The sequence below is a fragment of the Pseudomonas sp. GL-B-12 genome, assembly GCF_019955895.1.
Taxonomy (GTDB): Bacteria; Pseudomonadota; Gammaproteobacteria; order Pseudomonadales; family Pseudomonadaceae; genus Aquipseudomonas.
Window position 1 is genome coordinate 284,604 of sequence record NZ_JAHBCX010000022.1, and the last position, 13,318, is coordinate 297,921.

Annotated in this window: 7 protein-coding genes; 1 reads left to right on the top strand and 6 read right to left on the bottom strand. The window is 60.5% G+C overall.

Going from position 1 to position 13,318, the window contains the following annotated elements:
• Positions 1 to 5: 5 nt before the first annotated feature.
• Genes KGA85_RS14015 through KGA85_RS14035 form a run of 5 tightly spaced genes read right to left on the bottom strand, consistent with a single transcriptional unit; the run spans position 6 to position 10,163 of the window.
• A complete protein-coding gene (locus KGA85_RS14015; protein WP_411741743.1) occupies positions 6 to 1,985 on the bottom strand; it encodes a vWA domain-containing protein in 1,980 nt (659 codons plus the stop codon).
• A gap of 11 nt (positions 1,986 to 1,996) precedes the next feature.
• Complete coding sequence (locus KGA85_RS14020) at positions 1,997 to 3,010, bottom strand: hypothetical protein (RefSeq protein WP_223455353.1); 1,014 nt, start codon at positions 3,008 to 3,010, stop codon at positions 1,997 to 1,999.
• 3 nt (positions 3,011 to 3,013) lie between these two features.
• Positions 3,014 to 5,725 carry a putative virulence factor gene (locus KGA85_RS14025; protein ID WP_223543181.1) on the bottom strand — a complete coding sequence of 904 codons (2,712 nt, stop codon included), beginning with the start codon at positions 5,723 to 5,725 and terminating at the stop codon, positions 3,014 to 3,016.
• Positions 5,722 to 8,787 (bottom strand): virulence factor SrfB, encoded by a 3,066-nt coding sequence (locus KGA85_RS14030; RefSeq protein WP_223455357.1) that lies wholly within the window; start codon positions 8,785 to 8,787, stop codon positions 5,722 to 5,724. The genes KGA85_RS14025 and KGA85_RS14030 overlap by 4 nt, the downstream gene beginning before the upstream one ends.
• Before the next feature lie 17 nt (positions 8,788 to 8,804).
• Positions 8,805 to 10,163, bottom strand: a complete 1,359-nt coding sequence (locus KGA85_RS14035) for an SrfA family protein (protein WP_223543182.1) — start codon at positions 10,161 to 10,163, stop codon at positions 8,805 to 8,807.
• A gap of 266 nt (positions 10,164 to 10,429) precedes the next feature.
• Here KGA85_RS14035 and KGA85_RS14040 point away from each other — a divergent pair, with 266 nt between their 5' ends.
• Positions 10,430 to 11,641, top strand: coding sequence for an aldose 1-epimerase family protein (locus tag KGA85_RS14040; protein WP_223543183.1), 1,212 nt, complete (start codon positions 10,430 to 10,432; stop codon positions 11,639 to 11,641).
• Positions 11,642 to 11,730: 89 nt separating this feature from the next.
• Here the strand turns inward: KGA85_RS14040 and KGA85_RS14045 are convergent, their stop codons facing one another.
• Positions 11,731 to 13,224 (bottom strand): YifB family Mg chelatase-like AAA ATPase, encoded by a 1,494-nt coding sequence (locus tag KGA85_RS14045; RefSeq protein WP_223455364.1) that lies wholly within the window; start codon positions 13,222 to 13,224, stop codon positions 11,731 to 11,733.
• Between the last annotated feature and the right edge of the window lie 94 nt (positions 13,225 to 13,318).

Consider the following 13,318-nt stretch of genomic DNA (forward strand, 5'->3'; position numbering starts at 1 on the left):
TCTCGTTAAGGCATCATTTCCAGTGGCACGGGGTAGACGTTGTCCCGCGCATCGCTGTCTTTGGCTAAAGCTACCCAACGGTCGACATCGGCGTTGTAACGCTGGTAATGCCGCAGTTTGGTGTTCAGTGTGCGGATGAATTTTTCTTGTGCCAGACCATCCCAGCTCTTCCAGGTCTCTTCATCCAGGTTCAGCACTTCACTCTGATAGGGCAGGTCTTCGAGGTATTCACCGAGGACGCCCATGTCCGCCAGTTTGGCGTTGCTGTTCTGTTTGAGCTGATTGGGATCGGCGCCCATGGTCGCCGCCACCGAGCGCAGGCGATCGAACATTTCCGTCGGCGAAATCAGGCCTTCGTTGGCGGCATCGAGAATCTGCTTCATCACGTCGCTCAAGTCGCTGAGCTGTGACTTGGTCAGCAGCACCCGCACGTCGGTGGTCGGGATGTTCTGCTTGATCAGGTCGCGGTCGGTGATCCATGCCTTGAACACTGGCGGGGCTTTGCTGTTGGTCTTCTCGCCGAGATAGGCGAGTTGCATGGCGTGACCGATCAGCGCCGCGTCTTCGAGCATTTTTTTCTCGGCCGGGTCCTGCTTGGCGTTCGCCGCACTGCCGATGGCGTCTTCTCCCATGTAGGCGGCTTTGACTTGTGTAGTGATCGCCCCGGCCAGTGCGTCGACCTTGCGCCCGAATTCCTGCACATCGCCAGCGTTCACCGGGTAGTACAGCGAGGTGTTGGTGCCCGGGTAGGTCGACAGGTTCTGGTACTGCGCCTCGGCCTTGGCGTGGTCCTTGGCCCCGGCCGGGGTTTTCAGGTGCAGGGTGTAAATCGCCACGCCCGGGTTGGCGGCTTCGATACGCACCTGTGCGGCGCTCAAACCGGTCTTCGACAGCTTGTCGTCGCCTTCGATGGCGCCTGCATCGGTGATCAGCACCACGTAGCGTGCGCCGAACTGGCTCCAATCGACCTTGTCGATGCTCTCCATGACGCCGGCAAACGAGTCTTCATCGAAGGTGCTGCTCGACACGGTGGCTTGTTTGAGGTCGGCGATCTTGGCGAAAAAGTCGGCGCTGTCTTTCACCTGTGTCGGGTCGGCGTACATCTTGGTGGTGTATTCCAGCCCCGGCACCGCCTGGGTGTTGGAGCGGAAAGCCACCAGGCCGAATTTGACCTGTTTGCCGAGATTCTGCGCTTCGATCTTCTGGTAAACCTTGCGGATCGCCTCGCGGGTGCGGTCGATGTAGGGGTCCATAGAGATCGTCGAGTCGATGACAAATACTACGGCCGCACTGAATTCCTTCAGCTGGTTGGCCTTTTTCTCTTCGGCTTCCTTGCTGCCGGCAGCGCTGTTTGCAGCACCGCCCTTGGCGTTCTTGTCATCCGGCTTGCTGACGGAGGCGACGTTGAGCAGGCGCGTGCGGAAACCGCTTTCGGTCATGACTTCTTCGCCACTGAGCACCGGCAGCAGGTAAAACTGCTTTTGCAGGTCGACGAAGTATTCCGGTTCTTCAGCCAGTACGCCCGGTGCTTGCTGGCCCTTTTTCAGCGTGGCCCGCAGCGGCGCGACTTTGCTGACCGGGTCCGGTGCATCAAGAATGCCTTCGACGGTGGCGCGGTCCTTGAAGAACAGCAGGCGGTCGCGGTTGGCCGGGTTGGTGAAAGCCAGCGTCAGCTGCATCTTCCAGTCGGTGGTGCAGCTGGCAGGCAGCCAGCCAATGGTTTTTCCGTAGCTGTCGGGGCCGACTTTCAGCCACTCGGCGTTGTTTGCTTGCGCGCGCTCGTACACATAAAAGCGGCTGAAGACCGGTTGTGCGTCGCCTGACGCACCGCCCGCCGCCGGGCTGATTTTGCAGCCCGGCGTGGTCAGCACGCGTTGGAACAGGGTCTTTTTACCGGCCTGGATCAGCGGTTTGTCATCGGCCTGGGACAGCGGGCTGATGCACAGCGCCAGTAATGCGGCACCGCTCAGCAGGAATCGACTCATGGGCGAACGCATCACTTCTGCAACTCCTCGAAGCGCTGCTTGGCTTCGGCGTTGTTCGGGTCCTGGGTGAGGATGGTTTCATACCAGTAGGCGGCGGTGGCGTTATCCGCGGCCGGGAAGCACTCGCTGGCCTTCAGGTATTTAGGGTCGTATTCGCGGGCATAGGCGTTGGCGATCAGAGCGTCACCGGCCTGGGCACGGTTGGCGTACAGGCGCTGGGCGACGCCGCAGTGCTTGCCGGCCTTGGCCTGGTTGATGATCTCCAGCAACCTGGCACTGTCGGGCGCAGCCTTGATGCAAGTCTGGACGAAGGTCAACTCGGGCAGGCTGTTCATGCTGTCGAGGGTGCAGGCTTGAGCGTCGGCGCCGGCGGGTGCGGCGGCAGTGGCTGCAACCGCAGGGGCCGGGGGACGTTTGTAGAACCAGAATCCTGCGCCCGCCGCCAGCAGCAACACCACAATCAACAGACCGATCAGGCCTTTGTTGCTTTTCTTCACCGGTGCGGGAGGCCGCGTATAGGCGGGCTCGGTGAGTACCGACTCCAACTCCACTTCTGGCTCGGCGGTAGACAGGGTCAGTTCAGGCAGCTCCGGGATCTCCGGTGCAGGTACGCTCGGCGCCGTCAGTTCGGCACCGCCGTAAGTCGAGCGTGTCTGGCCGCCGGCCGTGGACGGCAGCAAGCCGACGCCTGGCCGAACCACGCCTTTGTCGGCGTGGCCTTGGCTCTGTTCGCGCAGTTCGATCTGGAATTGCGAGTTGGCGCCGCCTTCCAGCAGCGGGTCGACCACGCCCGGGCCGACCTGCGTTTCCAAAGCTTCGCCGTTGGCCGTGTGGTTGAAACGCGAGACCTTGAACCAGAATGGATTGTTGCTCCACGCCTTGTGGTCCTGAAGGTAAAAACCGTCCTGGTTGCGCTGAATGGAAAACTCCAGCTGTTCCTCGCCACCCTGCCATTTCTTCACAGTGAGGCGGGCCTGGCCAGGCACATTGGGCTCTAACGCGAGCAGGTCGACACGAATTGGCATTGCTTATCTCGCTGCGAAGGCTGTGAGCACTTGGCCCAGCCGTTCGTTCTGTTCAGGGGTGATTTCACGTCCGGCCCCATGGCCGGCATTGTCCTGCGTGATGTAGGCCAGGCCCGAAAGCCAGTCGCCGAGATACAGCTGTGCCTGATTGGCCGGTTGCGCCGGCAGCACGGGCACTTGTCCCGGGCCAATGTCGGCGTAGAACGAAAATAAAGGCGCCTTGGCTCCGGCGCGGCTGTTCGGGCGCTCGTTCACCGGCTTCTGGAGGTAGCCGAACCAGGACACGAAATCGCGCAGCACACGTTGCACTTCCAATACCTGGCGTTCGACCAGTTGATCGCGCCGCGCGCCACTTTGTGCACGCTTGAGGACGGCGCGGCTCAGTTGCCCCGGCAAGTCCTGGCGATAGCCGGCGGTGATCAGTTCATCGACCACCGCTTCCAGCAAGGCCTTTTCCAGCCCCAGCAGGTTGAGCAGGCTTTGCCGGGTGGTCAGTTCACGCAGGTGCGCGATCCAAGCCTTGAAGGCCGCTTTGGCAAAACGGTGCTCGTTGCTTTGCAGTTCGGGCGCCGGGGCGCCGGTTTTGCTGCTGACTGGCGCGTCGTGGCTCAGGTCATCACTGAAATCGAAATCGAAACCGGCGTCGTTTCCGTAGAGACTCTGGCTCGGTGTCGGGGCGATCGGTTCGTCGTTCACGGCCGGCTCGTCATCGGTTTCGTACACGCCGCTGAGGTACAGGTCGCGCACCTCTTCGCTCGGCATGTCGAGTTGATCGATCAATTCGCCAAGTACCGCCGGGCGACGGCCCAGGCCCGTCAGAATCATTTGCGCCTTGGCTTTCTTGGCGGCTGCGGCGCCGTCGTCATCAGCGTGGTACCAGGTGTTCAGACCGTGAGTGGTCAGGCCTTCGAGGCATTCGCTCAATTGCTCGCGGATACGCTGCAATTTGAATTCGATATTGGCCACACCTTTGAAGCTGCCGCTGAAGTGGCTGATGCCACCGTCATCGTTGCGCAGCATTTCTGCCCAGGCGTTGGCCGGGCTCTTGATGTGTTTGCACACCAGAGCGTTGCTTGCGAAGCTGGTGCCCAACGCGCTGACACGTTCCTGATAGATGTCATTGAGGCCGGTTTCCGCACCGGTCGCGTCTTGCCCGATGAACGCCGCGTCCATACGCGGTTTGCGCACCAGGTAGGTGTTCTGGAACGGTGTGCCGGCCCAGTCGTTCATCCAGCTCAAGCTGCCGAAGCGCTCCAGCATGGTCAGCTTGACCATGCCGTTCCAGCTCTCGTCGTACTGATCAGGCGTCAGGCTCAGGGAGTTGGTGATGCGCAGGTCGAGCATGGTCAGCGCCCAGATCAGACCGGTGTCGCGTTTGCTGCGAGCAGCCGAGTCGGCGCCCTGGGTCTTTTCGATCCAGCGGGTCAGCACCGGGCCCACGTCGTTGACGTCGCTCTGCTTGGTCGAGCCTGTGCAGACCACCAGCGCGTTCATTTCCTGGTTGTCGGTGTAGCGTTCGAACAGGTAGGCGACCTTGCCGCGCAGGATCAGCTGGGAAACGGAGTTGTCCTTGGTGGTGGATTGCGGGTCGTTGGAATCGGCGATCTCGTGCAGCTTCTGGCGCCCGCGATAACCGGGGAAATCCAGCAGGTCGACCTGATTGACGATGTCATCTACCGGCGCTTCGATCAGGCGGAAGGTCATTTCGGCGGTCAGTGCCGCCAGTTGCGCGACCGGAATCGCCTGACTGTTTTGCAGGCGATCGCCAACCAGCGGTCGAACATCGATCGGCAAGTCCAGCGGGCTGCCGAAGCGTTCGAGGATGTCGACGTTCATGATGCTGTCGCGCTGGCTGTAGGTGTCGTTTTCGAAACTCACCAAGGCCTTCAACGGTGCGAACACGGTCTCGGGCAGACCCAGCCTGTGCAGCGCGCCGGCCAGTTGCTGGTACACGCGCGTCAACTCGCTTTGCTCACCCCAGAGGATCGAAAACAGCTCGGCCCGTTCCTGGAAATTCAGGCGTGGCGCCAATTGCAACGCTTTTGGCCAGTACAGGTGCTCAAGCTTCTTCACCGAGTTGCGGAAGTTGTCGCGCAGGTAATCCCACAGCGACACCAGATCGTCAGCATTGACCCCCGTTTGCAGCGGGCCGGTTTCGCGGCCTTCGAGCGGTTTGAGCACGCGCTGGATGCGCTCTTCGTCGATCTCGTAGGAAATCCGCTCAAGGTCGAAATCCTTGAACCAGGCGTTGGCGAGAATCTTCGCCAGCTCGATTTCCTTGAACAGCGTGAGTTCTACCGGGAAGTCCTTGTCTTGACTTTCCGTCGCTCGACGGCTGAAGCGCGTCACCAGGCCGGTGGCTTCCTTGCCACCACCCACCGGGTTGATGTGCTTGATGAAGTCCAGGTGCTGGCCGCCGAAATCGGTTTCCAGTTTGCCGTTCTGACCGGCGGCGAGGGCCGAAATCAGGTAGGACTTGCCGGCCTGGGACAAACCGAAAAAGCCAATGGTCATCGGCGTGCAGGCCACGCGACCGAGGCTTTGAGCCAGGTTGCGGGCGCGGTGCAGGCGGATGTTCAGGTTGTCGGCTTCGCTGTCCAGGCGCGGCGCATTGCCGCGCGTCTGGCCTATCCAGTCCAGCGCCTGACCGGCGCCTTCATAAACAGCGGCCCAACTGGCAGAGAGCTGAGTTTGATCGGGGGTCAGGTCTTTCATTTGCGTTTCACACTTCCACTGTCGAGCCAGTACTTGGTCTCGCTCAGGCCGGCGTCGAGCATGGTGTTGAGTTCCAGCTCGAGGTCGCTGCGCGGGTTGAAGTTGACGTTGTTACTGTTGGATTCGATGTCGCGAACCGAGAGGCGGTCGCTGACCAGATCCTGCTTGCGCGTGTATTTGTCTGCCGGTTTGACCTCAAACCGCACCTTGAGCAGCGGGGCGCTGCCGTTTTCACCGATTGCGCGGGAAAACTTCTCCCGACCCGCCTTGGTGAACCGCAAGGTGTACAGCGGCGAGGCGGCCCAGCGGTCGGCGGCCAACTGGCGGAAACCGAGGCGCAGATCGCCGCGCATTTCCAGCTGTGGCGTGTCGGCGGCGTCGCCCGTGCCGATTTCCGGCAGCTTTATTTTGTAGTCTTCGGACTGGATGTCGCGGTACAGCACGTCGGCATCCTTGATCACGTTGTTCAGGTCGATGACGCCGATGTGCTTGACCGTCGAATACGGCTTGAGCGCCGATGCCCGGAAGTAGAAGTTCGGCACGCTGTGGTTGGCGCACAAAAGGCAGAGCATGGCGCCGACCGAGGCGGTGCTTTTCGGGTCGTCGATCCGGCCGTTCTTGTGAAATGGATACCAGCCGCCGGTGCGGTAGTTTTGCAGCGCCAGAATGCGCCCCGGTGGCAGCGGCAACACCTTGCGAATGAACGCCTGGATGCCGGGCAGGCGCGAAGGGCGGCCGGTCAGCAGCAAGACATCACACGGGTAATGCGCGACCACTTCACACAGCGCACCAAGGATCTTGGTGATGTTGATCTGGTCGTTGAGGAACGCGGCGTGGAGCTTTTGCAGGTCGAAGCTGATCGGCGCGGCATACAGGTCGAAACCGCTCTGACCGCCGACATCGCGACGCACGGCGGCATTGACGTAGTCGAGTACGGTCTGGCTGATTGCGTTGTCACCGAGCAATTGGCGGTAGCTTTGCGGGGTGACTTCTTGCGGGACCTGCGGATCGTAATGCTCGTACGCCTTGAGTAGCGCCAGGCCCAGCGGGGCGAACACCTGGAGGTTCAATTGCTGACGCAGGATCATGTCCTGGGCGCTGACCGATTCATCGCCACACAGCCGTGACATCAGCGAATCCGCGGCTTTCACGCCAGCGTTCTGCAAGGCTTTTTCGAAACTCGGCAGGACGAAGTCCTGAATCACGTCCAGCAGGATGTCGTCGCCGGCCACTTTGAAGCCATCGCGAAAACGCTGTTCGGGCACGATGTGCACGTTGCTGCCGCTGCCGGTATTACCCGCGCGGTCGAGGCGATAGTCGGTGATCACCAGGTCGGTGGTGCCGCCGCCGATGTCGATGGTCGCGAGGGTGATGCGTTGGCGGTCGACCTTGTCCGGCCGGGCGATGGTGTCAAAAAACTCCTCCGGGTGACCGGCGAAGTTCTCGTTGACCTCGGTGTACAGGTACACCAACTGGCCGCAGGACGCTTCGTCCCATTCCACGCGGATACTCGGAATCGGCGTGCACGGGCTGACGGCCTGATCCTGATGTGGATCTTCCTCGCCGGCATGCCAGCCGAGGCTTTTCCACACCAGGCCGATGGCTTGCAGCATGCGTTCGTTGAGGATGCTGCGCTCGGCCTGTGGCATGCCCGGCGGCACGGTCAGGGTAATGCTGTTGAGCTGGCGCGGCACGCGGGTGTGACCCTGGCGCGAGCGCTGGGCCGGGCTGTTGATTTGCGACAGCGCCTGGGCCAGCACTTCGGCGAGCATGAAGGTCATTAGCGAGCTGCGTGAATAACGCGGCATGAACACCGGCAGACGATCGTCTTCTTCGAGGCTGTATAGCGCCTCGCCGGTTTCGTTGATCAGATGCGAGAACGGCGTGGCGGTGGCGTACGGCTCGTTGTCGGTCTTTATGTACGAGCAGTTGAAACGCCAGCCGTGGCCATAGGCGTTTTCGTCCCACAGATAGCGTTTCGGGCTGGACAGGCCAGTGGAGCCTTCGGTGCCGCGACGACGACTGGCCAGACGACTGGCCTCATTGCCGACACGGGCAATCGTCGCCCATTGGAACGCATCGTGACGACCGCTCTTGACCGAGCAGTGGTCCTTGCCGAAGTACGCTTGGGAGAACTCTACGCGGCTTTCGAACGGCAGGTTGTAGGTGTGTTCGGGGGTGATCAGGTCGCGCAGTTCCAGCACGTAATTCTGCTTCAGCCCGGAGCCGGCCTGACCGTGGTTTTCGATCAGGATGCCGCAGGTGCGTGAGTTGCCGACATCCAGCACCAGGTCCACCGGAATCGGTTTGACCAGGCCATTGCTGTCGTTGGCGACCACTTTCAGCTCGGGGATTTCAACTTTCGCCCGGGCCTTCGACTGCTGGGCGGCTGACGGTTTGCTCAACAGGCTGAGCAAGTTGAGGTAGTGCGCCAGGTGATAGTTAGCGCGGATATCGATGTCCAACTCTGCGCGCGAACGGTGGGCATTGCCCTCATTGAACACTTCCAGCAACCACTCGTTGACCCACGGCTGCGCCAGAAACCAGCGGGTTTCGCTAGCCTTGGTCGCCAGTTTGAAAGACACGCCGGAGCTGATGTCTTCTTCGTTTGGCGCCAGATATGCAGTGCCGTCACGCTTGGGCATCACACGGCTGTCGAACGCCATCGTCAGGCGGTGGGTGTTACCGTCGATGTCGGGAGTCGCCAGTTTCACCAAGCGCATGCGCGACCAGTTGGTCGGGCCTTCGTCGAAGCGATGCGGCGGCATGAAGCGGAAAAATGGGGTCGGCAGCCAGATACCGTCGAGCAAATCGAGGCTGCTTTTCATGTCGACGCTGAACGCAGGTTTGGCTTTTTCGACCTTTTCCGGTTCGGGCTCGTAGAAAAAGAAGTCTTTCTCTTCGTTGTACGCCAGGCGGCAGATCAGCCCGCTGATCATCGGTGCGAACTCGCCCGCCGGTTCCTTGCGGGGATCCAGGCGCAGGGCGAAATCCATGAACTGGATGCCGGTGTCGCTGACCAGCGTGACGGTGTCTTCGAATTGAGTGACTTCAGGCAACATGTCGGGTTATTCCGTTTTTATTCGGCCACTTGCCGCATGGACATGGGGAATTGTTCTTTTCCGTAACCGCCGGTGCAGTCCGCGACAGTGGTCGCCCCTTTGCGGCAGTTGACCTTGGGCATGTCGTAAGTGCTGCCATCGCCGCAAACGGCCTGGCCCTGGCTGTCAATGGCCAGGCTGCCACCCTTCATAGTAGCGCTCACCGGCCCGCTACATTTCGAGCCGTCGGCCTGGTGTACGGTGACTTGGCCCTTACCGTCCTTGAGCTGGTATTCCAGACGCAGCGGTTTGCCGGTTCGGCGATCCTGAATACCAGCTCCTGCGCGGTACTGACCGTCGAGGAACTTGGCGGCACCGTCGGCGGCGTCTGGCGGGATGCTCAGGGGAGGGCCGGGTTTTGTGGCGGCGGATTTTTCTGCCTCGGGCGATGTGACATTCGGCGGCGCGGTTTTGTTTTCGGGTGGCGCAGTTCTGTTTTCGGCTGCCGGGTCTTTGGCTGGGTCTTTGGTCAAGTCGGCGGGTGCTGCGTCAGCCTCGTTACCCTCGACGGCCGGCGATTCCACGCCTTGGGCTCCGGTCACGGCGGTGCCCGTTCCAGTGGTGGAGCCTATAACGGAGCCTGTCACCGGAACGCCATTGAGCGTCGTGACATTGCCGGGCAGTTGCGGCTCTTCCAGTTGTTTTTCCACCGGAACGATGCCCTCAGGCAGCAGGTCCACCGCCACTAATGGAATCGGGACGCAACCGCGCAGGCCGAGCAACAGCCACAAAAGGAGCAGCAGGAGCGGCAGCAACAGCCACCACCAGCGACGCCACCACGGACGAGCCACCACCGGCACGACGGGCGCAACAACAGGCGCTTCAACCACGGGTGGCAGCGGCGGAGCCTGATAGAGGCAGTGCAGGGGATCGCGATTGAGGTCGGTACCGGCGTGCTCGAAACCCCAAAAGGTCAGCACCGGTTTGCCTTGCACCAGGTAGACGAAGTTTTCGTCAGGGATATGAATGACGCGCTTGAGCAACTTGCCGAACACGGCTTTGTCGCCTTGCTGCTGTTCACCGGGATCAGTGCCCAGGAAACGCTGGCTCAATTCCTCGAGTGCAGTCTTGAGGGCTTCAAGTTGGCGCCGGGCAGGGGCGCGCTCTTCTTCGGTCGCGCTGCTCCACGGGATCACATCGCCGTCGAGGGCGCTGTACCAATCGATCTGGTTGCCGAGTTCATCGCTTTGAGGGATGGCCAGATGATCGACCAAATCGGGGTTCTTGCGGCGAATGGCTTCGCGCAATTGCAGAGCCGCCCGGTAGACCGGTTGACCTGTTTCACCGAGGGCAGTGAATGACCCGCTCTTACCGCTGCGTAATAGTGCCCCGCGCATTCAAACTCCATACGATCCGTTGCGCAAAAATGACAGACAAATGTGTCTGTACTTGCTCCTGCATTTAGCGGGCGACCTTAATGTCATCATGATATCGCCGTCAATCTGCCGGAGGTTCAAGCCTTATGAGACTAACGTAAGCGTGCGGAGGTTGCATAAGGTCAATTTTAATTGGCTTGGGAAGGCTCGGGCGTAAGCTTTTTATGCTTGCTGAATCGTTTCATCGGCGCTATAAAAAATGCACAATTCCAAGAAAGGCTTTCCCCATGACCTCGCTCAAACTCCTCGTTGTCCTTGGCGCGCTGTCCGCCTCTCACGCCATGGCTTGGGATTACGTCCTGCTCGACAGCGACAAAGCCGCGCAAAACTGGCAGATCACCAGCCAGCAACTCGGTGTGAAAACCGACCAACCCTTCTCCGTGACACTTCGTAACTTGCACGGCGGTCGGCAAGAGGGCGTCAGCATCGTCGACATCGATAACGGCGCGATGAAACTCTCGGTGGTGCCGACTCGCGGGATGAACGTGCTGCAGGCCTCGGTCGGTAATGTGCGCATGGGCTGGGATTCGCCAGTCAAGGAAGTGGTCAATCCGTCCTTCATCGAGCTCAACGGCCGTGGTGGCCTGGGCTGGCTGGAAGGCTTCAATGAACTGGTCACCCGCTGCGGCTACGAATGGGTCGGTCACCCCGGCATCGACAACGGCGAACTGCTGACTCTGCATGGCCGCGCCGCCAACATCCCGGCCAGCAAAGTTACCCTGCATATAGATGAGAAACCGCCTTACGCGATCAGCCTGCGCGGCGAGCTGAAAGAGCAGGCTTTCAAGAAAGTCGACTTCTCGGTCGCGACCGAACTGGTCACCGAGCCCGGCAGCGTAGCGTTCGCCCTCAACGACACCCTGACCAACAACGGCGACTATCCGAAGGAATACCAGGCGCTGTATCACAGTAACTTCAGCACCCCATTCCTGGAGCAGGGCGCCCGCTTCGCTGCGCCGGTGAAACAGGTGTCGCCGTTCAACGATAAAGCCAAAAGCGATTTGCCGGACTGGCAAACCTATCGCGGACCGACCAAGGACTACGACGAAACGGTTTACAACGTAGTGCCGTACGCCGATGCCAAGGGCGATACATTGACCGTCCTGCATAACAAGGCCGGCAGCCTGGGCGTCTCGGTCGGTTTCAACACTCAAACACTGCCCGTGTTCTCCCTGTGGAAAAACACCGATACCCAAGGGCAGGGCTATGTCACGGGGCTGGAGCCAGGCACGAGTTTTTCCTACAACCGCCGGTATCAGCGGCCACTGAACCTGGTGCCAATGATTGGGCCGAAGGAGCAGAAGCAGTTCCGCATCAGCTACGGCTTGCTGGCGGATAAGACCGCTGTGGATAAGGCGTTGAAGCAGGTGAGCGAGATTCAAGGTGGGCGGGAGACTGAGGTGCGGCAGACGCCGTTGGTTGACCTTACCAAGGGTTGATTTTCGCCATCTTTCCGAAAAACCGCTTATTGGTCGAAAAAAACACTTAGAAATGACGTTTTTCTCAAAAAAACACTTACAAATTTGAGCTACTGGCTTGTTGGCCGATATTGCAGCGCTTCGGCCAAGTGCTCGCGTCTGATCTCATCGACTTGTTCAAGGTCCGCAAGAGTGCGCGCTACTTTGAGCAGTCGATGGGCCGCTCGCAGTGACAAGGTCAGTCGTTCACACGCCGTCTCCAGCCAGGTTTCGTCTGTTGTGGATAACTTGCAGTGTCTGCGCAGGCCCGGCAAGTCGAGAAAGGCATTGGCACAGCCTTGGCGCTTTTGTTGCCGTTCTCGTGCATCGGCAACCAACTCGGCGGCGGTGGCAGTGTCGTCGCCGGGTTTTAACGCAGGATTCAATGCCGTGGCTTCGCGAGCAACCGTCAGGTGCAGATCAATACGATCCAGCAGTGGCCCCGACAGTTTGTTGCGATAGCGCTGAACCATGTCCGGCGTACAGGAACAACGGCCACTCGGTTCGCCAAGATATCCACAGGGGCAGGGATTCATCGCGGCGACCAGTTGAAAGCGCGCCGGGAAGCGTACGCGGTCCTTGGCGCGGGAAATCACGATGTGGCCGGATTCCAGTGGCTCTCTCAACACCTCCAATACCTTGCGATCAAATTCCGGGAGTTCATCGAGGAACAGCACGCCATGGTGAGCGAGGGTGATTTCGCCCGGTTGTGGTTTCGAGCCACCGCCCACCAGTGCCGGTCCTGAGGCGGAATGGTGTGGTTGTCGGAAGGGGCGCTGTGGCCAATGGCTCAGTGGCACACAACTGGCGACGGATTGAATCGCTGCGACTTCCAGTGCTTCGCTCTCGGCCAGGGGTGGCAGCAGCCCTGGCAATCGGCTCGCCAATAGCGTCTTGCCTGTACCCGGTGGCCCGCTGAACAGCAGGTTATGCGCACCCGCTGCCGCAATCAGCAGCGCACGTTTGGCCGCCATTTGCCCCTGAACTTCATTCAAATCAGGATAGGGTTTGCTGGCGTAGAGCAACCCGTTGGAAACATAAGGTTCGATGGGTGTATGCCCATTGAAATGCGCAACGGCCTCAAGCAGATGATCCACCGCAATCACTTTCAGTCCCGAGGCCAGGCACGCTTCCTCGGCGTTAGCTCGCGGCACCATCAACCAGCGCCCGGCCTTGCGTGCCGCCAGCGCCGCCGGCAGAACCCCACGAACCGCCCGCACGGCACCTGATAACGCCAACTCCCCAAGGCATTCCGCATCATCGAGCGTCAACGTAGGCACCTGCACGCTGGCCGAGAGAATCCCCAGGGCAATCGCCAGATCGAACCGCCCGCCATCCTTGGGCAAATCCGCGGGCGCCAGATTCAACGTGATCCGTCGCGCCGGAAATTGCAGTCCCGAATTGATGATCGCGCTGCGCACCCGATCCTTGCTTTCCTTCACCGCCGCCTCGGGCAGGCCGACCATGGTCAGAGACGGCAAACCGTTGGCCAGATGGACTTCAACAGTAACGGCTGGCGCCTCCACGCCGACCTGGGCGCGGCTGTGGACGATGGAGAGGGACATTGTCGTTCCTTGAGCTAAACGGGGGCTGCTTCCTGCGGGTTTTTGAAGGGTAGTTGTGTATTGGCGTTTTAGCGTGACGGCAGGGGTCGGGAAA

Bases quoted from the DNA above. Each gene is read 5' to 3' on its own strand.
- KGA85_RS14015 (WP_411741743.1), bottom strand. From the start codon at position 1,985: ATGAGTCGATTCCTGCTGAGCGGTGCCGCATTACTGGCGCTGTGCATC.
- KGA85_RS14030 (WP_223455357.1), bottom strand. From the start codon at position 8,787: ATGTTGCCTGAAGTCACTCAATTCGAAGACACCGTCACGCTGGTCAGC.
- KGA85_RS14020 (WP_223455353.1), bottom strand. From the start codon at position 3,010: ATGCCAATTCGTGTCGACCTGCTCGCGTTAGAGCCCAATGTGCCTGGC.
- KGA85_RS14040 (WP_223543183.1), top strand. From the start codon at position 10,430: ATGACCTCGCTCAAACTCCTCGTTGTCCTTGGCGCGCTGTCCGCCTCT.
- KGA85_RS14035 (WP_223543182.1), bottom strand. From the start codon at position 10,163: ATGCGCGGGGCACTATTACGCAGCGGTAAGAGCGGGTCATTCACTGCC.
- KGA85_RS14045 (WP_223455364.1), bottom strand. From the start codon at position 13,224: ATGTCCCTCTCCATCGTCCACAGCCGCGCCCAGGTCGGCGTGGAGGCG.
- KGA85_RS14025 (WP_223543181.1), bottom strand. From the start codon at position 5,725: ATGAAAGACCTGACCCCCGATCAAACTCAGCTCTCTGCCAGTTGGGCC.